The organism is Nitrobacter sp. CN101, from assembly GCF_055390255.1.
In genome coordinates this window covers 198,441-219,428 of record NZ_AP038833.1, presented here as the reverse complement: position 1 = coordinate 219,428, position 20,988 = coordinate 198,441, and the positions used below count along the sequence as shown (strand labels likewise).

At 63.6% G+C, this 20,988-nt stretch carries 15 protein-coding genes; 4 read left to right on the top strand and 11 right to left on the bottom strand.

What is annotated here, in order from left to right:
• Positions 1-33 precede the first annotated feature (33 nt).
• The 6 genes from addA to ACZ5IL_RS00935 all read right to left on the bottom strand — a co-directional run bounded on the left by addA (position 34) and on the right by ACZ5IL_RS00935 (position 12,216).
• Positions 34-3,537: a double-strand break repair helicase AddA gene (addA, locus tag ACZ5IL_RS00960; RefSeq protein ID WP_464594617.1), complete on the bottom strand. Its 3,504-nt coding sequence runs from the start codon at positions 3,535-3,537 to the stop codon at positions 34-36.
• The gene (gene addB / locus ACZ5IL_RS00955; RefSeq protein WP_464594616.1) at positions 3,531-6,683 is read right to left on the bottom strand and encodes a double-strand break repair protein AddB; all 3,153 of its coding nucleotides are present in this window, start codon (positions 6,681-6,683) and stop codon (positions 3,531-3,533) included. Before addB ends, addA begins: the two co-directional genes overlap by 7 nt.
• Positions 6,684-6,758: 75 nt before the next feature.
• A complete protein-coding gene (locus ACZ5IL_RS00950) occupies positions 6,759-7,481 on the bottom strand; it encodes a nucleotidyltransferase family protein (RefSeq protein ID WP_464594615.1) in 723 nt (240 codons plus the stop codon).
• A 275-nt stretch (positions 7,482-7,756) separates the two neighbouring features.
• A complete protein-coding gene (locus ACZ5IL_RS00945; protein WP_425907372.1) occupies positions 7,757-8,077 on the bottom strand; it encodes a PilZ domain-containing protein in 321 nt (106 codons plus the stop codon).
• A gap of 102 nt (positions 8,078-8,179) precedes the next feature.
• The gene (tsaE, locus tag ACZ5IL_RS00940) at positions 8,180-9,703 is read right to left on the bottom strand and encodes a tRNA (adenosine(37)-N6)-threonylcarbamoyltransferase complex ATPase subunit type 1 TsaE (RefSeq protein WP_464594614.1); all 1,524 of its coding nucleotides are present in this window, start codon (positions 9,701-9,703) and stop codon (positions 8,180-8,182) included.
• A complete protein-coding gene (locus tag ACZ5IL_RS00935) occupies positions 9,700-12,216 on the bottom strand; it encodes a sensor histidine kinase (protein ID WP_464594613.1) in 2,517 nt (838 codons plus the stop codon). Before ACZ5IL_RS00935 ends, tsaE begins: the two co-directional genes overlap by 4 nt.
• A 370-nt stretch (positions 12,217-12,586) precedes the next feature.
• Here ACZ5IL_RS00935 and ACZ5IL_RS00930 point away from each other — a divergent pair, with 370 nt between their 5' ends.
• A complete protein-coding gene (locus tag ACZ5IL_RS00930) occupies positions 12,587-12,847 on the top strand; it encodes a hypothetical protein (RefSeq protein WP_464594612.1) in 261 nt (86 codons plus the stop codon).
• 2 nt (positions 12,848-12,849) lie between these two features.
• Here ACZ5IL_RS00930 and dut read toward each other — a convergent pair whose 3' ends face one another.
• The 4 genes from dut to ubiE all read right to left on the bottom strand — a co-directional run bounded on the left by dut (position 12,850) and on the right by ubiE (position 17,131).
• Positions 12,850-13,308 (bottom strand): dUTP diphosphatase, encoded by a 459-nt coding sequence (dut, locus tag ACZ5IL_RS00925; RefSeq protein ID WP_464594610.1) that lies wholly within the window; start codon positions 13,306-13,308, stop codon positions 12,850-12,852.
• Positions 13,305-14,741 carry a bifunctional phosphopantothenoylcysteine decarboxylase/phosphopantothenate--cysteine ligase CoaBC gene (gene coaBC / locus ACZ5IL_RS00920; RefSeq protein WP_464594608.1) on the bottom strand — a complete coding sequence of 479 codons (1,437 nt, stop codon included), beginning with the start codon at positions 14,739-14,741 and terminating at the stop codon, positions 13,305-13,307. Before coaBC ends, dut begins: the two co-directional genes overlap by 4 nt.
• Positions 14,742-14,807: 66 nt before the next feature.
• Complete coding sequence (ubiB, locus tag ACZ5IL_RS00915; RefSeq protein ID WP_464594606.1) at positions 14,808-16,376, bottom strand: 2-polyprenylphenol 6-hydroxylase; 1,569 nt, start codon at positions 16,374-16,376, stop codon at positions 14,808-14,810.
• Entirely contained in the window at positions 16,373-17,131 is a 759-nt protein-coding gene (gene ubiE / locus ACZ5IL_RS00910; RefSeq protein ID WP_464596971.1) for a bifunctional demethylmenaquinone methyltransferase/2-methoxy-6-polyprenyl-1,4-benzoquinol methylase UbiE, read from the bottom strand. Before ubiE ends, ubiB begins: the two co-directional genes overlap by 4 nt.
• Before the next feature lie 122 nt (positions 17,132-17,253).
• On the opposite strand from ubiE, the gene ACZ5IL_RS00905 reads away from it, so the two are divergent.
• Positions 17,254-17,634: a glyoxalase superfamily protein gene (locus ACZ5IL_RS00905; RefSeq protein ID WP_464594604.1), complete on the top strand. Its 381-nt coding sequence runs from the start codon at positions 17,254-17,256 to the stop codon at positions 17,632-17,634.
• A 32-nt stretch (positions 17,635-17,666) separates the two neighbouring features.
• Entirely contained in the window at positions 17,667-18,548 is an 882-nt protein-coding gene (gene mutM / locus ACZ5IL_RS00900) for a bifunctional DNA-formamidopyrimidine glycosylase/DNA-(apurinic or apyrimidinic site) lyase (RefSeq protein WP_464594603.1), read from the top strand.
• Positions 18,549-18,580: 32 nt separating this feature from the next.
• Here the strand turns inward: mutM and ACZ5IL_RS00895 are convergent, their stop codons facing one another.
• Positions 18,581-19,915 carry a serine protease gene (locus ACZ5IL_RS00895; protein WP_464594601.1) on the bottom strand — a complete coding sequence of 445 codons (1,335 nt, stop codon included), beginning with the start codon at positions 19,913-19,915 and terminating at the stop codon, positions 18,581-18,583.
• Between the two features lie 117 nt (positions 19,916-20,032).
• Here ACZ5IL_RS00895 and ACZ5IL_RS00890 point away from each other — a divergent pair, with 117 nt between their 5' ends.
• Complete coding sequence (locus ACZ5IL_RS00890; RefSeq protein ID WP_464594599.1) at positions 20,033-20,833, top strand: HesA/MoeB/ThiF family protein; 801 nt, start codon at positions 20,033-20,035, stop codon at positions 20,831-20,833.
• The last annotated feature ends 155 nt before the right edge of the window (positions 20,834-20,988 follow it).

Genomic DNA, 20,988 nt, shown 5'->3' with positions numbered 1-20,988 from the left:
GGTAAGAAGGCGATCTTCCCGGGTCAAGGTTTCTCACACCGAGATGATCGCTTCCAAGCCAGCATCCAGCGCCGCGGCTGAAATCTCCATCATTTCAAGCGTCTCGGTCCAGAGTAGCGCCGCCTTGACGGGCAGTTCCGGGTACAGGCTCGCGAGCACCGCACGATAGAGCGCGAGCTGGCGGATATAGGCCGGCGGAACGCCGGCAACGTTCGGGGGTGGTGCGTGGCTGGTCTTGTAGTCGACGACCAGAATCTCGTCGGGAGTTACTACGAGTCGGTCGATCTGACCGGATACCAGCACGGGATCGCCCCGCCGCGTCGCCAACCTTCCGGCAATCGCGACCTCCGCCCGACTGCCCGTCGCGAACACGGGCGCAAACCTCGCATCATCGAGCACCGCCATGACCTGCGCCGCCAGCGCGTCGCGCTCGGCGGCGCTCCAGTCGTTCGCGTTGCGCGCGAGATAGGAAAGTGCCGTGTCTCGACGGCGATCTCGCGGCAAGTCCGGCAGGGATTGCAGGAGGCGATGCACCAGCGTGCCACGCAGTCGCGCGCGGTGGCGCTGATCGGAGGGGGCGTCGGTCCGGATGCGGTGAAGCGTGGCCTCGTCAGTATCCGAGGGCTGTAGCGCTCGGCTTACGGGCACTTCCGGCGTGGCCATGCGATGCAGCCAGGGCGGCGGCAACGTAATCTCGGCGGCGGCCGGCAGCGCTGGCCCTGCGGCATCCGATTCGGCTTTCCCCGGCCGGGCGAAACGCTTGACCTTGCCAGCCGCGGTTTCGAACTCCTGCATCGCAAGGCCGGAATTGCCCAGACCTGTCTCGATCAGGTCGTACCAGGAGAACTTTCGGACATCTTTGCGGTTTCCTGGCTTGCAGCCGCCGATGATCAGGCGGTCCGCCGCGCGCGTCATCGCGACGTAAAGCAGACGGCGATATTCGTGTTCGGTTTCCGCGGTCATGGCCGCGCGGGCTTGCGCCACGCAAGGCGGATCCTCGGCCTTCTTGCCGGCCCATATCGTCACGCCGGCAACGCCGGCGGGAGCATTGCCGCGCGCCATATGAATCAGGCTAAGACGCTCGGTGTCGGCTGGCGATGTCGAAGTGTCGGCGAGAAACACCACCGAGGCTTCGAGTCCTTTCGCGCCATGCACGGTCATCACGCGCACTTCGTCGCGCGAAATTTCCATGTCGCGCTTCACCTCGGTATCCGCAGCGCGCAACCACGCCATGAAGCCTTGCAGCGACGCGGGGGCCTTGCGCTCATAGGTCAGCGCCAGTTCAAGAAACTCATCGAGTGCATCATTGGCTTCATGGCCGAGCCGGCGCAGGATGCGCCGTCGTCCGCCATCGATCTCTCCTTGGCCGCCCAGGAGCCACGCGAAAAACGCGAACGGCGTCTCGCGTGTGGCGCGACTTTCGCACCGCTTGAGGCGCTCGAGTGCGTCACGGAGTTTATCGTTAGTTGGCGCATGCTCGGCGAGTGCGTCGCGCAGCGAACCTTTGCGCTGCCATGCCAGCGTGAACAGGTCGTCGTCGTCGAGGCCGAACAGCGGGCTTTTCAGCGCCACTGCAAGCGCCAGATCGTCCCGCGGCAGCAGCAGCGCATCCGCAAGGTTCATCAGGTCGATGATCGCGATGTGCTCGGTCAGCTTGAGGCGGTCGGCGCCGGCCACGGGAATGCCGGATTGCTTCAGCGCCTGGATGACGGCGTCAAAGGTGTTGCCGCGTCGCCGCACCAGCACCAGGATATCGCCATAGCCGAGTGGGCGACGGTTGCCCAGATGCCCGGTCATGGTGCCTTGCGTGATCAGCGTCTTGATCTCGGCCCGGATGCGCCGTGCAAGTTTGACCTCGGGGCTGGTTGCGGTGACCTGATCGAACGGCGCGCGCCAGCCCTCGATCTCCTCGCGCGGGTCGCGCTCCTCCAGATTCCAGAGGTCGACGATGCCGGGTGCGGCGTCCGCCAGCGATTCATGCACGGGATGGGCGCCGACCGCATGGATGCTGGAATAGATATTCGGATCGCGGAACACATGGTCGACCGACTCGAGGATCGTCTTCCCTGAGCGGAACGAGTAGATGAAATCCTCTTTGCGAAACGGAAGCTTTGCATCGGTAAATTTCCGCTCCAGCTTGCATCGCCGCTCGTCGAATTCGCGCGGCGCCGCGCCCTGGAACGAGAAGATCGACTGCTTCTCGTCGCCGACCGCGAACACGGTTCGCTTGACGCCTTCGCGCGCGCCTTCGCCGGTGGTGAACTCGGCGATGATGCGCTCGACAATGTCCCATTGCTTTGGACTCGTATCTTGCGCCTCGTCGATCAGCACGTGATCCACGCCGCGATCGAGCTTGTAGTGGACCCATCCCGGCGATGTCTGCTCCAGCATCCGAAGCGTCTTGTCGATCAAGTCGTCGTAATCAAGAAGGCTGCGCTCGCGCTTCTCGCGCTGGTAGTTGGAGGCGACTGCGGTCGCGATGATCAGCAGGGATTGCGTGCGGTCGCGGATGTTGATGGCGCGTCTGCGTTCGAGCAGCGCGATCACACGGGTGCACTCGCGAGCGAGCATTTCAGCGATGTCTGGCCGGACATCGCTGATCTTCTTTGTAACGAGGGATTTGCGCCGGCTGCCATCCCCGGTCAAAAAGACGTCGAGATAGCGATCGGCTTGCGCGGCGTCTCCCACCATGGCGTGCGCCTCGCGCAGCCGTTTCGCCTGATCCTGATCGGAGGAGCTGCCGGTCGCAAACACCGCAGTTGCGGAAAGCCATTGCGCGCGCGGTAGGTTCGGCCCATCGACGATCTCGCGCTCGACATCCTCGACGAGCTCGGCTGGATCGACACCGAGCGCATCGGCAACATCCCGGATCGTCTGCTCGATGCCGCGGTCCTCGGTCCGGAGCATGACGTGATCGCGGCTGAGACAGGCCTGGTTGACGACGTCCCGCAGCGTCGAATCAGCGGCCGCGCCCATGGCGTATCGCAGCGCTCGCCCGGCCGGACTGTCCGGATTTTGCGAAGCATCAAGCATGATACTGATGCTCGCGCGCTCCATTATCTCGGTCTGGTCGCGCTCGTCGAGCACGGTGAAGCGCGCCGGCACCTGCGCCTCGAACGGAAACTGTTGCAACAGCCGCGTGCACAGCGCGTGGATGGTCTGTACCTTCAGGCCGCCCGGCGTTTCCAGCGCGGATGCAAACAGTTTGCGCGCCCGTTCTCGCCATTTCACGTCAGGCTGCGCGATACCGACGCCGCGCAGCGCTGCGTCCAGCGCCTCGTCGTCGAGCGTGACCCAGTGACCCAGCGTTGAGAACACCCGCTCCGCCATGTTCGCGGCGGCGGCCTTGGTGAAGGTGATGCAAAGGATGCGCGCCGGGGGAACGTCGTTGAGCAACAGCCGGATCACGCGCTGCACCAGCACGTGAGTCTTGCCCGATCCGGCGTTGGCGGACACGAACACCGAGGTTGCCGGATCGGACGCACGCTGTTGGCGCGCGCTGGCGTCGGGATGAACGGGGCGGGACGCCTTCACCATTCCTCTAACCCCAGCCCGCCCGCCGCCGACCATTCCTTGACCCGTGCGAGATCGTCATAGGCACCGTAGCGTGTTTTCCACATCGGCAGGTCGAGCGATGCATAGCCCTGTTGCTCGTCGTCGAAAGCACGAATCAGCGCGGTGAGTTCTTGAAGAGCGCGATCGGCGGCCTGATCCGGCGATTGTTTGTCGGTCTTGCTGTTGTTGAGATCGATCTGACGTGGCTCGCCGGGTGGGTTGTTGCCGCTAAGCCGGACATACACCAGCTCGCTGACCGATGCGCCCGGGGGAATGCCCGCGAAGCCGCCCTTGCGCAGGATCGCGGATTCCAGCGTAAGCTGTGGCGACAAAGCGAGCCGCACCTGCTTGTTGCTCGGTGGGCTGCCGGTCTTGTAGTCGAGAACGGCAAAGCGGCCGTCGATGAGATGCTCGATGCGGTCGGCGCGCGCCGACAGAATAAAGTTGCGATCACCGTCGATCGGGATCTCGATCTTGCCGCTAACCTCGGCGTCGATCTTGACCAGTTGCGTCCGTCGCGACGCTTCCCATTCCGCGAACCACGCCGCGATGCGCTGGAAGCGTGGCCACCACAGCGCGCGCGCCTCTGGCCGCTGCATGAGCGGCGCGAAACGGCTTTCGCCGATGGCGCGCAACACGTCCTGTGGATCGTCGGGCAGGTTTGCCGGATGCAGCTTTGTGAAATCGCCGAGCGCGTCATGAATCGCCGAGCCGCGGTCCGCCGCCGACAGCGGCATGTCAACGGTATCGAGCGGCAGGAGCTTCAGAATGTATTTGGCATAGATGGTGTAGGGATCGCGCAGCCAGTCCTCGATCGCGGTCACGGACAAGTGCGTCGGCCGCGCCGTACGCGGCGGCTTTGGTTCGGGCTTCGCGACCGGTGTGACCTCGTCGGGCCGATCGAGTGCTTCCGCATATTGAATGTATCGCGCTCCCGCCTGTTTCGCAGCCGTCCAGCGTGTCGTGCCGGCGACGGCTTCGAGCCGATGCAGGAAACGGGATGCAACTGCCGGCGCGCCTCCGGCCTTGGCAGCATGGCTGAGGATGATATCCTCGGCACCGAGAAGCTGAGTGAAATCGTGCGCGGAAAGTCCGATGCGCCGTTCCGGAAGATCGAGCCCGAGTTCGTGTCGCATCGGCCGGCTGAGCCAGGGATCGGTCGGCGGCGCGGGCGGCCATACGCTCTCATTGAGCCCGCCGAGAATGACGCGGTCGCATTGGGTGAGGCGCGCTTCCAGCGGCCCGTAGATACGCAGGCTTGCCGTCGCGGTCTGCGGCCGGCGCACGACGCGGTCGTCGAACGCGGCCTCGAACGTTTCCGGATAGTCCGCGATCTTGACCGTCAAACCGCTGCGGTCGCCTGCCTCGCGCAAATCGCCGAACGCCTCGGCGAGCGCAGAGCCGGAGTGGTTGTCGTATGCGACGGCAACGCCTTGATCGTCATGCGACAGCGCGTCGATTGCCTCTCGATGCTGTTCGGCGAGGACGGTGAAGTCCGCCGATCGCGATGTTCCGTCGCTTTCGAGCGGCGTGAGTGCGTTCTGCAAGGCCGCGATCAGGTCGCGGGCTTCGTCAAGATGATGCGGTTTCAGCGCGGCGCGGGGCTCGCTGCGATGCAGAGAAGAATTCTCGCCGCGATCGAGCTTGTCGCGTTCGCCGCAGAATTGCGCAAACTCATCCGCGAGTCCCTTGCTGCCCGGCGGCGGCCGGGTGCCGCGCAGGATCGCGAGCTCCAGTGTCGTGATCGCGCGCGCCCATCCTCCAGCGGAGCGACCGAGCCGGCACAGCGGATGCTTCAGCAGGGCCAGCAGGGTCGGCGGCTCCAGACCGTTGCACGCCGTTTCGGCGACCAACCGTGCGAAGATTCCCGTAGATGTGTCCATCAGCCGGTCGCCGCCCGAATCGTCAAAGGCGAGATTCCAGCGGCCGAGCGCCGCCATCACACGGCGCGCCAACGCTCGGTCGAAAGTCACAAGCGCCGCGGTCTTATTCAGGTCGTGAGCCTCGCGCATGGCAACGGCGATGCTGAGCGCTTCCATTTCCGGATTGGCGGCCGAGATTACGGCGAGGCTTTGCAGTCCGGCCGCGATTTTCTCGGCGACCTCGGGCTCGGCAAGCCGGGTGTGCCATTGCGCGGTCGCCTCCGCCGGCCGCATTGCCTCGGACGCCAGCATCTCGCGTCCGTATGGCGCAGGGGTGCCGAGCGCTCTCACGTCGCGTCGCGCGATGCCGAACCGCGCGAGCAGGCCGTGCAGCGCGAACTGGGGATGACCGGCGGCGGGCGGCGTGATGAATGCGCCGCTTTTATCCTTGCGGCCGCCAATCAGTTGCCATGCGTCTTCATCGAGGTCGGTATCGAGTCCCGGCAGCACGACGGCGCCCTGCGGCAGAGTGGCGATAATATGCAGCAGTTTTGCAGTCGATGGCATCGAGCCGGTGGAGCCGGCCGCGATCACTGGTCCCGCATGATGGGCGAGGAGACGCGCGGCTTCGGCTTCGATCAGGCGATCGCGACGCGCGATCGGTTCGATCCGCCCGTTTTCCTGAAGGTGAGCCGGCCAGTAGTCCCGCGCGATCTTCAGGAAATCGAGCGTGAGCTGCCAATAGCGGTCGAGCGCCTCGGGCACGAGCCCGTCGAGCGCACGCCAGTCCACGCCGCGCGTCGCCATGTCATCCATCAGTCGCGCGAGATCCTCGGCAAGCGTCAGCGTCGAGGCCGGGCCGCCGAGAACCAGCGGCGCCTGCGCCGGCTCACCGGGTTTCAGCCGATTCGCCCATGCATTGATAAGCTGCGCGAGCGCGAGGCGGCGCGCGAGCCCGTCGAGCGCCGGCGGCAATTCGAGCGTCTCCGGCGACAGCGAGACTGCCTGCGCGAAAGCCAGTTCGTCCTCATCGATTCCGCCGAGCGCGACGATGCGCGGCAGGATCACGGCGTCGACATCCAGTACGTCGAGGAAGATATCGCGCGCCATGCGGCCGGCGCGGCGGGTCGGCAGGTAGAGCGTGGCCTCGGCAAGTCGTTCGGGCTGCGCGCGCGGACGGAATCCCTCGATCAGTTCGCCGTCGACCAGTGCGGTGATGACGGTATGTAGAAACGGTGCCGATGCGGGGACGTTGCGGACGCGCATGAGGAATCCTGATTCGAGATCAGGCATATCATGACATGAGCGGGAGAGGAGCGGCGACCGGTTGAAAGGCAGGCGTCAGATGACGCCCGCGAGGACCGCTTTCTCGGCCTCCTGGACGGCATCGGGTGTTCCGACATGCATCCAGAGGCCGTCGAGCCGCAGTCCGAACAGCCGGTCCCGCTCATTGGCGAGATCGAACACCTTCGTCAGCGGAAACTCGCTTAGGGGCGTGCCGGCGAACAACGCGGGCGACATAATGGCGGCGCCGGCATAGACAAACGGCACGACCTGATTTTCTTTCCGCCTGCGAAGCGTTCCGTTGGAGAGCATAGCGTAATCGCCGCTGCCACTGTAGCCGATGCTGTTCGCGGTCGGCGCCATCAGCAGCAGAATGTCCATGCGCGCGGGATCGAAGGCCTCGGTCAACCGTATCAGGTTGGAACGCGCGCCGTCGATCCACATCGTATCGGCATTGAGATGGAAGAACGGCGCCTCGCCGAGCAGCGGCAGGGCCTTGACCACGGCGCCTCCGGTGCCCAGCACCTCATTGCGCTCGTCGGAGATAACGATCCGCGGCCTGATGCGGTGCGCGACATGATCGATGATCTGATCGGGAAGATAGCGCACGTTAACGACCGCTTCTTCGACGCTGGTCTCCGCCAACTTGTCCAGCACGTGATCGAGCAGCGGCTTGCCGGCCACTGGCACCATGGGCTTGGGCATCCGCTCGGTCAGCGGCCGCATGCGCAGGCCGAGGCCCGCGGCGAGCACCATGGCTTTGGTAGGAGTAACTGGCATGTCTTAGCTCACGCACATCGTCGATTCAGCGAACTATAGCGGTTTCGAGCGAAGTGAATACCCGGTTCGCGTGAAGAAAACGCGTCAAATCAGAGTCATAGGGCCACGCTTCTGATTCCATCAAAAGCGTATCACGTCGCGTTGCGAATCGCACTGATAACTCCGGTGATATGCGCCCGAGATGATGACGCGCCCATGATAGCGGAGGGGCTGCCGGATTGGATGGTGGGATGCGGGCGGAAACCGCACCGCGCTTGTCTTCATTCGCTCCAGGATCAGGTGTCCGCCGTGACGCTGTTTTGCCGACCTGTCTTTTTCTTTTTGTCGCTCTGCTTCAGGAAATTGACGCCAACCTGGTCGCCATTGACCCAAGCCAGTTCGCAGCGGCGATAGGCGAGGCCCGTGGATGACAGCAGCAGAAAAAACTCCTTGAGATGCAGGCCTTCGATGGAGCCTTCGATAGTCAGCTTGGCGCCGATTTCCGATACGTCCTCGATGGTGCAGTCGCGGCGCCAGGTGCCGTCGATGCCCATCATGCGCGCGCTGTAACCGCGCTCGAAGGTGACGCGCTCGCCTTTGCGCCGTTCTACACCCATGATGTGCTCCGCCTTGGAATGACGACTCTGCCGCGATCCGCAGGATAGATCCAGGCTCCGAAGCTACGGTGCTACTTCTAAAAAGGCGTAAAATAAAACGGTTCAACCCGCCGGAGGCGGAACGTGATTCTGATACCACTCTTGGGCCGTTGATAACGCCGGGTGAGCCAGCGAGCGGGTGAGATAGGTCCAGATCCGGGGTTGATGTCGCAGATAGTGCGGTTTGCCATCGCGCCGATTGAGTCGCGCGAACGTGCCGAGCAGCCGCGTGTTGCGTTGTGCCGATATGATGGCATACAGCTCGGCGAAACCGGCGGGATCGAACCGCGCTTCCGATTCCAGCCGCGCCTTCACGTAGCGGGTAAGCAACGTGAGTTCGATCGATTCGGGAACGTCCACCCGCGCATCCTGCAAAAGCGAGACCAGATCGTAGGCGGCGGGACCGAGCACGGTGTCCTGAAAGTCGATGATGCCGACCTTTCGGATATCTCGCTGTTGCTCCAACCAGATTAAATTGGGCGAGTGGAAATCACGCAACACCCAGGTTCTGGACGCAGCACTCGGCTTCGCCAGCAATGCGCGCCAGATTGTCGTGAACTCCGCGCGCAGGTCTTCGCTCGGTTCAATGCCGCGGTCGATCAGATACCAGTCCAGCATCAGGCCGACCTCGACCAGCATCGCTTCGGTATCGAACACCGGAATGGTGTAGGCGATGTTCGCCGCCACCGGAAGCGTGTCGGGCAGTGTCTGACAATGCAGCGCGGCCAGTAGATCTGTAGCCGTTTGATAACGCTCGACGATCGGCGTCGGCGGCGTGCCTTCGACAAAGCTGGCGCTGCCGAAATCTTCGGTAATCAGGAATCCCGACTCCAGATCGGCATGATGGATCACCGGCGCGGAGAAGCCATGGTCGCGCAGGCCGCGGGCAATCGCGACGAAGGGCTTGATGTCTTCGGCAAGATGCACCGCCGCGCTGTAGGATTTGCCGTCGTGGATCGCCGGTCCGTCGGGTCGCCGTGGCGCGTTCATCAGGATGAAACTGCCATCGCTGGAGATTATCCGGGCGTATGAGCGCGTCGAAGCGTCTCCGGGCAAGCGGCGCCGCTCCGCATCCAAGCACCCGGCATCGTCGAGGAATCGGCGCAGCGCGGCAAGCCGCGCAACCTGAGAGGCGGCTTTGCCATATCCGGTGATTTCGGCAGCGCGCGCGGCTGATCCGAGTGCCGGACTGTGGCTGATGGCGATGTCGATCCGATCAGCAGGCAGGCCACCGGCTGCGCGGTCTGGCCATTCGATCAGGACCAACGTGTCTTCGGGCAGCGGCGCGAGGCCAATCTCCTCAAGTTCATCGGGGCCACTGATGCGATAGAGGTCGGCGTGGAGCAGCGGACAGGGCGGCAGATCGTAGTGTTGCGCCAGCGTGAAGGTCGGGCTCGGCACCTCGATCGTGTCGTCGCCCGCGAGATACCGGATCATGGCGCGGGCGGCGGAGGTCTTGCCTGCGCCGAGATCGCCGGACAGCGTGATGACGTCCCCGGGACCGATCAGGAGCGCGAGGTCGGCCATGAGATGCGCGGTCGCAGTCTCGTTGAGGAGCGCGGTCGCGAATCTCGACGGGCCACTCATTCGGCGGCGTTTCGGTGGGCGGTTTGGTCAAGCGGAAAATCACACACGACCCGGGTGCCGCTCTTGGTGGTGGAATCGAAATGCACGCGCCCACCATGGAGCTCCACGAAGGAGCGCACCAGCGAGAGGCCCAGACCGGGGCCGCGATGGCGCGATCCGTTCGCGTGGCTTTCGAACCAGTCGAATACCTTGTCCTTGACGTCGGGCGAAATGCCGGGACCTTCGTCCATCACGGCAAATCTCACGTTGTGCTCGGCGCGCCGGGCGCTCACCGTGATCACGGCGTCCGACGGCGAGAAATTGGCGGCATTGGCAAGCAGATTATAGAGAACCTGAACGATGCGGCGCTCGTCGCCGATGAAGTTGCCGATGTCCGGATCGACATCGACATTCAGCATGATTCGATCGCGGGTCAGGCGGTCCTGAATCCCTTCCGCCGCCGCCGCGATGGTCTTGCGGACATCGACCGGCCCGAGCTCAAGCGTCATGGCGCCGGCGTCGATGGTGGCGAGGTCGAGGATGTTGTTGGTCAACGCCAGCAGCGCGTCGGTCGACGAGGTGATGTAGTTGACATACTCGGCCTGCTTCTCGGTGAGCGGCCCCGTGCCGGGATCGTTCATCAGATGCGCGAAGCCGATGATGGTCGTCAGGGGCGAGCGAAGTTCGTACGAGACGTGATGGACGAAATCGATTTTCATCTGATCGGCGGTCTCGAGCGCATCGTTGCGCTCGCGCAGCGCGCGTTCCACGTTCTCGCTATCTGTGATGTCATGGAAGGTCAGCATGGTGGCGCCGTCGGGAAGCGGCATGGTCATGCAGTCCAGGATGCTACCGTCCTTGCGCTCGAGCTTGAGCGGCACTGAGGTGCGATTGTCGATGCCGGTGACCGCCCTGCGGATCGTCTGCCAGGCGTCATTGTCGTCGAATAACGGTTTGCACCACGCCTCGACCGTATCGATATGCGGCTGCTGCGAGAGGGCCTCGGGCGAAAGCTTCCACATCCGCGCAAAGGCCGGATTGAAAAGTTGCGCGCGTCCGTTACTGCCGAATACCGCGACTGCTTCGGTCAGGCTGTCGAGGGTCTCGCGCTGCACGGTGATGAGCCGGTCATATCGCCGAGCCAGATTCAGGCTTTCCGTGACATCGTCAAACAGGTAGGTGACACCGCCCTCCGGATTCGGCGTGGTGACGATGCTGAGTGCGCGCCCGTCCGGCAGATACCACACGTCCTTGACGGCCTCGTTGGCGCGATAGGCTTCATGCAGGCGTGCTTTCCATGCACGGAAGTCCGGCTGTTCCGGCAATCGGCGCGCCGCGCGCAGGCGATCGAGCACGCTGGAGTCGTCGGGATGCCCATCGAGAAAGGGGCGGTCGAGATCCCACAGTCGGCGGTAGGAGTCGTTGTAGAAAGCGAGCCGCCGCTGCCCGTCGAACACGGCGACGCCGGATGACAATTGGTCGAGGGTTCGGCGATGTGCATCCGCCATCCGCGTCAGCGCCTGCCTTAGCTCCGTAGCCTCGCTGACGTCGAGCGCGACGCTGGCGCTCCCGCCGGTGGTCCGCAGTGCGTGGATGTCGTGCATGCGCCGCTCGCCGCCGATGACGATCTGCAACCGCGCGGTAAAAGTGGCATGATCGTTCAGCGCCCGCGCCATCGCGATACGGTCCTCGCTGTCGAGCAGTTCGAGATTGCGCTGGATGGCGTCGGTTGCGTCGGCGGCTTCGGTGGCGCGCGCATAGGCCGCGTTGGCGAAGGAGATATTGCCGTCTTCGCCTCTAGCCCAGAGCGGCCATGGCGCTGCGGCTGCGAAGGCCCGCAGCATCTCTGTTTCTGCCAGGAGATTGTTATGACGCAGCGTCATCTCGGCGAGGTCGCGCCGCAAACCGCCAAGATCGCGGATACGCACGATGGCCTGGCCGCCGATGGCGCGGCCCATCGCTTCTACGGTGCGTCCGGCTGACGTGACCAGATTGAGCAGAAAGCCTTCTCCGGCATTGCGCAGCGCATCGACCGCGTGATCCATCTGCAACGCCGGCTCAGGCAGCAGCCAGGTTCCGAACGCCAAAACCCGCAAGGGCTGTTTTGGCTCCTGCGGTAACAGCAGCGCGGTATCGCCGCTGACCTGGGGACGGTCCTCGCCCGCGCCCCACGAAATCAAAATCTGCGGTTCCACGAATAGAAGGGCGCGAAAGCGGTCGGCCTCCGATTGAAGTTCGCGGATTTCGGCGCGCAGCCGCTGTTCGTTCGCGGCGGCGCGGATGCGCGTGCGCATCAGCAGGATAGCGGCGACCACCGAGAAACTCAGCACACCGAGCGCCATCGCCAGCGCAGTCAAATCCTGCCGACTGAGATTCATGAAAGTCTGGAGCAGCCGTTCGGCCAGCGCTGGTTCGGCTGCCCAAGCGGGCGATATGTCAATGAGGCTGACAGCGCCGGCACCGGCGATGCCGCCCGGCACCAGCGAGGTGCATGACAGTAAGGTCCGACGCATCACGCCGATTACGCCTGACATCTTTGCCCCAAAACCGCACGACGATGTTCGACCGGCAGACCGTTCGCCGTTCACGAATCGACCACCATTATGCTTAAGCGGACTCGGGGGGTAAGAGTCCAGACCGTGAACGGGAACCCGGCGATGGAAAAATGGGCGGCCGCGACATTTTCGAAACTATTTTTCTTAAAGACGCGGGGCAGGGGCTAGAGCGGGATGATGGTTGATTGAATCGTCATGCCCGGTTTTATGCCGGACATCCCGTCTTGACATATGAATCCCACCAAAGACGTGGATGGCCGTCATCCTGGCGCCCGGTTCCTCCCGACGGTGGCCGAAACTGCGTCGCGTCGCCGCGCGCTTCTTCCCGCGCGCAAGAGGAGAAGCCGTCATGTCACGATTAGCAATCGCGTTTGTATTGGCACTGGCCGCGACCGCGGCCAACGCGCAAGATACCAAGTCTGGACAATCGCACACGCCGGCCGTTAGCAGCGCGGATGGGACACGGCCGTTCCTATTTGATGGACGGATGCCGGGTGATGGCGTCCGGCGGGGAACGCCCGCCGAAGATCGTCACCCCAACGCTGGCGTCATCGTGGTGCTGCCAAAGCAAACGAGCCCGCGCTCGAACGATGAGTCCGCGCATCCGTGAAGCTAGCGTCCGGTCGAACCGAATCCATCGCCGCCGCGGGTCGTTGCCGACAACGACACAGCGCGCGCGAGTTCGACGCGGGTCACTGGCGCCACGATCATCTGCGCGATGCGCTCGCCGCGGCGGATGGTGAATGATGCCGTTCCGAGGTTAACGAGGAGGACGTTGATCTCGCCCCGATAATCGGCGTCCACGGTGCCGGGCGAATTCAACACGGTAACCCCGTGCTTGGCAGCGAGGCCGGAGCGCGGCCGCACCTGCGCCTCGAATCCGTCGGGCAATGCGATGATCAGCCCGGTCGGAACCATCGCATGCTGTCCGGCGACGAGAACCAGCGGCGCCTGTTCGGGAATCGCAGCGACGAGATCAAGGCCGGCCGCCTGGCTGCTTTGGTAGCAAGGCAGCGGAAGACCCTCGGCATGAGGCAGTTGCACGACCTCAACCTTGATAGGGCTGCTCACTTCGACGAAGCCGTCACGGTTGAGACGATGCGTTCGATCAGCATTGCGGCCACCTCTTCCTTGGTCATGACGGTGAAGGACTCGGTCTTGATCTCGCCGTCTTCGCCGCGCGTCAACAGATGTACCGTGTTTCGGTCGCCGCCCATTACGCCGGTTCCGGGGGAGACATCGTTGGCGACGATCCAGTCGCAGCCTTTGCGTGCGAATTTTGCCTTGGCATTCTCGATGAGATGTTCGGTTTCGGCGGCGAAGCCGATCACCAGCGGCGGGCGTTTGTCGCGCAGGTTTGAGATGGTTGCGAGGATGTCCGGGTTCTCTGTCAGTTGCAGCGGCGGAATCCCGGCCGTGGTCTTCTTCAATTTCTGCACGCCTTCGTGCGCGACGCGCCAGTCGGCAACCGCAGCCGAGAAAATCGCGATGTCGGTGGGCAGCGCGGCTTCCACAGCCGCCAGCATCTCCCGCGCGGATTCGACATGCTCCACGGTGACGCCGGCGGGGTCATCGAGGTCGACCGGACCGGAAATCAGCGCCACCTCAGCTCCAGCTGCCTGCGCCGCCGCTGCAATGGCAAAGCCTTGCTTGCCCGAGGAGCGGTTGGCGATATAGCGCACGGGATCGATCGGCTCGAGGGTCGGTCCGGCAGTGATCAGGACTCGGCGGCCCTTCAATGGTTGCGCCTGCGGCGGCCTGAGAATCCGCTCGGCGGCGGTCGCGATCGTCACAGGCTCGGCCATGCGGCCGACGCCGGCCTCACCCGCTTCCGCCATCTCACCGGCCTCAGGACCGATCATGGCGACGCCATCGCGCGCGAGCTGTGCCACGTTGCGACGTGTCGCCGGGTTGTTCCACATCAGCGGGTTCATCGCCGGCGCCAGCAAAATCGGCTTGTCGGCGGCGAGTAAAATGGCGCTTGCGAGATCGTCAGCGTGGCCGTGTGCCATCTTTGCCATCAGGTCGGCTGTTGCAGGCGCTACCACGATGAGGTCACAATCCCGCGCGAGCCGGATATGGCCCGCGTCGAATTCGCTCCCGGGATCGAACAGGTCAGTATAGCAACGCTCATCCGAAAGTGTTCCGGCGCTCAGCGGCGTGACGAATTGCTGCGCAGCATTTGTCATGACGCACCGCACAATAAAACCGCGCTCCTTCAATCGTCGGATCAGATCGAGCGACTTATAAGCGGCGATCCCGCCGCCAATGATCAGTGTTATTCTAAGTAAACTATTGAGATTGCGCCGTAAGTTCTGCGTGCGTGGGATTGCTGCGTTGCGGGATACATTGCTGGCGGTGGTGACCGTCGGCGCAGCGGGAGTTGCAGCCTCGCGCAGGATAACGCGGACCTCGTCCTCGACCGAACGGCCGTTGCTGGCGGCCCGCATCCGCAACCCGGCCTTGATGGCGTCGTCGAGCTTGCGGATGGTCAGGCTGGCCATGATAGTCCTGCGATCACTTATGACAGCAGTGATACCATCAGATTGATATCACTGCAATCAAGTCGATCAGTGCGCGGTCCAAAGCAGGCCCAAAAGCGCCGCGGCGATGACCCAGAGCGCCAGAATATTCCAGCGCTGACTGCGTTCTTCAGCCCGCTTGATCTCAGCAATGGTGTCAGGCCCCAATGTCAGCCCTTCGCGCGCCATCGCCTCGAACTGCTCGATGAGAGAGACCGTTCGCGAGGCGATCGCCGGCAACCCGCCGAACAGGCGGCCAAGCTCGCCGGCGCCGGCCATCGCGCCTTGCATCCGTCCGATCGGGCCGAGATTCTCCGTAATCCATTCGCGGACGACCGGATCGGCCACTGTCCAGATATCCAATTTAGGGTCGAAGCTGCGCGCCACCCCTTCGACCACCACCATGGTCTTCTGCAACAGGATCAGTTCGGGGCGCGTCTGCATGTCGAACAGGCCGGTGACCTCAAGCAGCAGCGTTAGCAGCTTGGCCATCGAGATTTCCTCGGCGGTGCGATTGTGGATCGGCTCCCCGATGGCGCGGATCGCTTGCGCGAAATTCTCCACCGAGTGATGACCCGGCACGTATCCGGCCTCGAAATGCACCTCGGCGACGCGGCGGTAGTCACGCGTGATAAAGCCGAGCAGAATTTCGGCAAGGAAACGCCGCTCTTTCAATCCCAGCCGTCCCATGATGCCGAAGTCGACCGCGACCAGCCGGCCCGAATCGTCGAGAAACAGGTTGCCCGGATGCATGTCCGCGTGAAAGAAGCCGTCGCGTAGCGCGTGGCGCAGAAAACTCTGGATCACCTTGCGGCCGAGCTCGGGCAGATCGGCTTTCGCTTGCGCAAGACGCGCATGATCGTTCAGCGCGATGCCGTCGATCCACTCCATCGTCAACACGTTGTGAGTGGTGCGGTCCCAGTCCACGTTGGGAACGCGAAAGTCCCGATCGTCGCGGGTGTTCTCCGCCATCTCCGACAGGGCGGCCGCTTCCAGCCGCAGGTCCATTTCCATCGCGACCGATCGCGACATGGTGTTGATGATTTCGATGAGGCGCAGGCGCCGTGCTTCGGCCGAATGCGCTTCGGCCTTGTTGGCGACGAAAAAAAAGTCCGAGAGGTCGCGTCGAAAGCGTGCGCCGACGTTGGGCCTCAACACCTTGACCGCAACCTGCTTTCGGACGCCGTTCTTCTCGACCTCGCCGCGATGGACCTGAGCGATCGAGGCTGCCGCCACCGGCGGTCCGAAACTTGCGAAAACCTGTGTCACGGGTCTTTCCAGTGACGCCGCGACCACCGCTTCAGCTTCCGCTTGTGAAAACGGCGGCAAGCGGTCCTGCAGGCTTTCCAGATCGCGAGCCATGGCGACGCCGATGACATCGGGGCGCGTGGCCAGGAATTGTCCAAGCTTGAGATAGGCTGGCCCGAGTCGCGTTAGCGCGCGCGTCAGCCGCGAGCCGGATTTCGCGCCGCGGCGCTCGACGAGGCGGGCCATGCGCAGCGCGAGCTGTCCGGGCGGCGGCACCAGCGAGGGATCGACGACGCCGAACACGCCTTCGCGCGCGAACACAAACGCGGCGCGTGCCAGCCGCGCGACGTGGGATAATGCGGAGATCACAAACGCCAGCCCGAGTGCAGTGCGACGATGCCGCCGGAGAGCGCCTGCCAGGTCACGCGGGCGAAGCCGGCGTCACGGATCATGTCGGCAAAGGCGTTCGGCTTCGGAAATTTGCGGATTGATTCGACCAGATACTGATAGGAGTCGGCGTCGCCTGTGACGGTGCGGCCGAGCGGCGGGATCACCTTGAAAGAGAACAGGTCGTAGATTTTGTCGAGTCCGGGCACATCGACCGTCGAGAATTCGAGACAGAGAAGCCGGCCGCCCGGCTTTAGCACCCGAAACGCTTCGCGCAGCGCGGCGTCGATGCGTGGCACGTTGCGGATGCCGAAAGCGATGGTGTAGGCGTCAAAACTGCGATCCGCGAACGCCAGCGATTCGGCGTTACCGTCGACAAACGACACCTGATGATCGAGATACGTCTTGATGGCGCGCTCCCGGCCGACCGCGAGCATATCCGGATTGATGTCGCAGACGGTGGCGCGAAATCCGTGGCCTGCGGCTTTGGCGGCCCGAAAGGCGATGTCCCCGGTGCCGCCTGCGACGTCGAGCAGCGAAAACGGCGCATCGCTGCGCGGCGGGTTCAGCGCCGTGATCATCACATCCTTCCAGACGCGGTGCAGTCCGCCGGACATCAGATCGTTCATCAGGTCGTAACGCTGCGCTACGCTGTGGAAGACGTCGTTCACCAGCGTCTGCTTGTCCGCCAGCGGGACGTCCCTGAAGCCGAAATGCGTCTGGTCCTCTCGATCCATGCCCGTTTTCTCCATGACCGAACCATAGCCTGCCATGCTGCGCTGCGCTACAAGCCAGGTCGATCTGAAGATGGATCGCCCTCGGAGAGTGGTTAACCGGCGACATCAAGAGGGAAGCGTCCATGTCTCCACAGTTTGCCAGAGTGACCCCCACCCTCCGGATGTTCGATGTCCACAAGGCGCGGGAGTTCTACCTCGATTTTCTCGGCTTCAAGGTCGATTTCGAACATCGGTTCGAGCCGGATCTGCCGCTCTACATGGGGATATCGCTGGGCTCGGCGGTGCTGCATCTCAGCGAACACCATGGAGGCTGCTCGCCCGGCGCACGGATCATCATCGAGACGACGGGGCTTGCGGATTATCAGGCTGGGCTGCTTGCCAAGCGTTACGGCTATGCCCGGCCGGGATTGGAGCGCCAGCCCTGGGGCGCTACCACCATGACGGTGACCGATCCGTTCTATAACTGCCTGGTCTTCAGCGAAGAAAACGAGACCCCGGCTTAGAACGCCGGAGAGCCCACGAAACGAGCGCAGCGGTGCCTGAACTTCCCGAGGTCGAAACCGTACGCCGCGGCTTGCAGCCAGCGATGGAGGGAGCGACCATCGTCCGCGCCGAGACCCGGCGCAAGGACCTGCGGTTTCCGTTCCAGACCGATTTCGTCGCCCGCCTGGAGGGCCAGGTCGTGACCGGGCTCGGGCGGCGGGCAAAGTACCTGCTGGCGGATCTCGCATCCGGCGACGTGCTGTTGATGCATCTCGGCATGTCCGGATCGTTTCGCGTGATCGATGCGGCTGGAGCCGCGGCTCCGGGCGATTTTCACCATCGGCGCAATGAGGGTCGCGCCCACGATCATGTGTGCTTTACGATGTCCTCCGGCGTCGAGATCGTGTTCAACGATCCGCGCCGTTTCGGGTACATGAAGGTTGTCGCACGCGAAGCGCTCGACGACGAGCCGCTACTGAGAGGACTCGGCCCGGAGCCGCTTGGGAATGAATTTGACGCGGCGATGCTGGCGCGTTCGTGCCGCGACAAGAAGACCAGCCTGAAGGCCGCGCTGCTCGATCAGCGCGTGGTCGCGGGGCTCGGCAACATCTATGTGTGCGAGGCGCTGTTTCGCGCGCGGCTTTCGCCGCGCCGTCTCGCCTCGACGCTTGCCCTGAAAACAGGCGCGCCGTCTGAGCGCGCCGAACGACTGGTCGCTGCCATTCACGACGTGCTCAATCAGGCGATCAAGGCGGGAGGCTCTTCGCTTCGCGATCATCGTCAGACCACCGGCGAACTCGGTTACTTCCAGCATTCGTTTCGGGTCTACGACCGCGAGGGCGACAAGTGCCGGACGCCGACATGCAAGGGCACGGTGAGGCGCTTCACCCAGAACGGACGCTCGACGTTCTGGTGTCCGGGTTGCCAGACGTAACCCGGTTCAGCCATCCGAGTGGATGTGCCGACTTATCTCCGTACGCAGATGACGCGAACCACGGCGGCTTCTGCATCAAGCGTTCCGTCGGACGTCACATCGTTTGCTTTCAGAAAATCGCGGACGGCTTCAACTGGAGCGAGTACGGCCTGTGCGGTCGTCGCCGCATCCGAAAGCCCGGCGATGTCCGCCGGCTTCAGGAGTGCAAGCCCTGCGAGCCTTCCGTTTGCATCGAGCGCCGCCGCGCCGGAAAAACCCAAGGCCGGCGCCGGCGTCAGCATCAATTCATCGCCGCCCTGCGTCACCGAGGCCTTGACGCGACTGACGGCGGAGCCGCCGCCCTGGTTTTGCGGATCGGTGATGCCGACCAGATCGACGCCGCCTTTTGCCGTATCGCGACCGAGCGCGATCGGATGCAATCCATGTGCGCCGTAGATGCGCAGCAGCGCGAGGCCGCGATCCTTGTCGTCGGCGATCCGGTCGGCATTGCCATGGCCCGCGACGACAATCGACCGGCATCCGTCGGTGGCGTCGCGTCCGGTGATGATCGCGCCGTCGCTGCTGACGGTCACGCCGCTTGCATATTCCACCATCTTGCGAAGCGTCGGACCGTTCGCCGGAAACGGGTCGAATGCGCTCGACATGGCGATCACCACCGGCTCCATGACGCCTTCAGTGGCCTGATCGTAGAGAATGGTCAGGATGCGCGCCTCGCTATCGCGGAGTTGGCCGCGCATGTAGAACTTCTTCAGACCTTGTGTGCCTGACAGCACGAAGACATCCGGTTTGACGGCGCTATAGTCGATCTTGCGACCGGCGGGCTGCTTGCGTTCGTGGTCGACAAGCCTTGCGGTTGTGAGGCCGGCTTCCTTGCGGCGCATGACGAAGATCTGGATCGTGCCGGTTGAAGAACTCCATTTCGTGCCTTCGCCCTCGCTCGATTGCTGCGGCACCAGCCTCGCCGGCAGGCCCAACCGAACGCCGATAGCGGCATCGGCGGCGATCTTCCAGCCGACATTCGCGCGCGCTTTCCGCGCCGCCGCGGCGAGAACGCCGCGTTCCTGCGGGTTAAGCACGCCGGTCTGCTTGCCGCCCTGATCGTTCTGGAATGCCTTGATCGCAGCGATGAGCCTGTCGCTGACCTCGCCATTGATGAGGCCGTTATAGTGGCTGGTCCATGCCAGGTCGGATTGAAGTGCCTGAAGCGTCGCGGGTGCCATCGCGCTCACGGTATCGGCCGGGGTTTGCGCCGGCGGGCGGGCGGCTGCCGGTTTGTTTTTCGCGCTTCCGGCAGTGCCGCCGGTTTGCGCCTGGGCATACATCGTGGTGGCCACGATCATCAATGCCGCGGCCATCGTCGCTCGCATGGCAGCTTTCGCCTCCGTTGAAACGGCGCTATTGAAACACATCTGCTTGGTCGGTAACAGCAGCCACTGAGGTTCTGGCCGCGTGCGGCGCTGGATCGAGACGAGAACGGCAGGACGATGCTGAGCGCCGACGAACTTGAACGCTATGCCCGCCACATCGTGATGCGCGAAGTCGGCGGCCCCGGCCAGAACGCGCTGCGCAATGCGCGCGTGCTGATGATTGGAGCCGGGGGTCTCGGCGCGCCGGCGCTGATGTATCTGGCGGCCGCGGGCGTGGGTACGCTCGGCGTCATCGATGACGATGTGGTGACGCTGTCGAATTTGCAGCGCCAGATCATTCACGCGACGCCGGATATCGGCAGTCCCAAGGTCGAGAGCGCCGCTGACAAAATCCGCGCGCTCAACCCGCACGTCGCATTCCACGCCCATCACATGCGGCTGGATGCGGCGAATGCGTTGTCACTGTTTGCAGACTACGACGTCGTCGCCGACGGCTCGGATAATTTCACCACGCGCTATCTGGTGGCCGATGCCTGTTATCTGGCGAAGAAGCCGCTGGTGACCGCCGCGCTCGGGGTGTTCGACGGCTCGCTGACGACGATCCGCGCGCACGAGACGAATGCCGATGGCGAGTTCAATCCGACGTACCGTTGCCTGTTCCCCGAACCGCCGCCGGAGGGCACGGTGCCGAGCTGCCAGCAAGCGGGCATTCTCGGCGCGCTGGCCGGCGTGCTCGGCTCGATGACGGCGTTGGAAGTGATCCGTGAGATCGTTGGATTCGGCGAGGGGCTGGTCGGGCGTTTATTGATGGTGGATGCGCGCGCGATGCGGTTCGAGACGCTGAATTACAGGCGCGATCCGTCGAATCCGCTCAACGGCGATCATCCGAGCATCAGGGATTTAAGCGCGTATCGCTAGAGCGTTTTCGAGCGAAGTGAAATTCGGTTCGCGTGAAGAAAACGCGTCAAATCAAATAGCTAGATTCTTTCACCGTTTCCGTGAAGCGGTGAAAGAATCTAGTCGCAGAGCTTCTTCCCTTCGTGCAATGGGAGAGGAAAAAGCAAGGCGCGCTG

What these genes read in the sequence shown, in the direction of transcription:
- addA (WP_464594617.1), bottom strand. Translation starts at nt 3,537, where the DNA reads ATGGTGAAGGCGTCCCGCCCCGTTCATCCCGACGCCAGCGCGCGCCAA.
- addB (WP_464594616.1), bottom strand. Translation starts at nt 6,683, where the DNA reads ATGCGCGTCCGCAACGTCCCCGCATCGGCACCGTTTCTACATACCGTC.
- ACZ5IL_RS00950 (WP_464594615.1), bottom strand. Translation starts at nt 7,481, where the DNA reads ATGCCAGTTACTCCTACCAAAGCCATGGTGCTCGCCGCGGGCCTCGGC.
- ACZ5IL_RS00945 (WP_425907372.1), bottom strand. Translation starts at nt 8,077, where the DNA reads ATGGGTGTAGAACGGCGCAAAGGCGAGCGCGTCACCTTCGAGCGCGGT.
- tsaE (WP_464594614.1), bottom strand. Translation starts at nt 9,703, where the DNA reads ATGAGTGGCCCGTCGAGATTCGCGACCGCGCTCCTCAACGAGACTGCG.
- ACZ5IL_RS00935 (WP_464594613.1), bottom strand. Translation starts at nt 12,216, where the DNA reads ATGTCAGGCGTAATCGGCGTGATGCGTCGGACCTTACTGTCATGCACC.
- ACZ5IL_RS00930 (WP_464594612.1), top strand. Translation starts at nt 12,587, where the DNA reads ATGTCACGATTAGCAATCGCGTTTGTATTGGCACTGGCCGCGACCGCG.
- coaBC (WP_464594608.1), bottom strand. Translation starts at nt 14,741, where the DNA reads ATGGCCAGCCTGACCATCCGCAAGCTCGACGACGCCATCAAGGCCGGG.
- ubiE (WP_464596971.1), bottom strand. Translation starts at nt 17,131, where the DNA reads ATGGATCGAGAGGACCAGACGCATTTCGGCTTCAGGGACGTCCCGCTG.
- ACZ5IL_RS00905 (WP_464594604.1), top strand. Translation starts at nt 17,254, where the DNA reads ATGTCTCCACAGTTTGCCAGAGTGACCCCCACCCTCCGGATGTTCGAT.
- ACZ5IL_RS00895 (WP_464594601.1), bottom strand. Translation starts at nt 19,915, where the DNA reads ATGCGAGCGACGATGGCCGCGGCATTGATGATCGTGGCCACCACGATG.
- ACZ5IL_RS00890 (WP_464594599.1), top strand. Translation starts at nt 20,033, where the DNA reads ATGCTGAGCGCCGACGAACTTGAACGCTATGCCCGCCACATCGTGATG.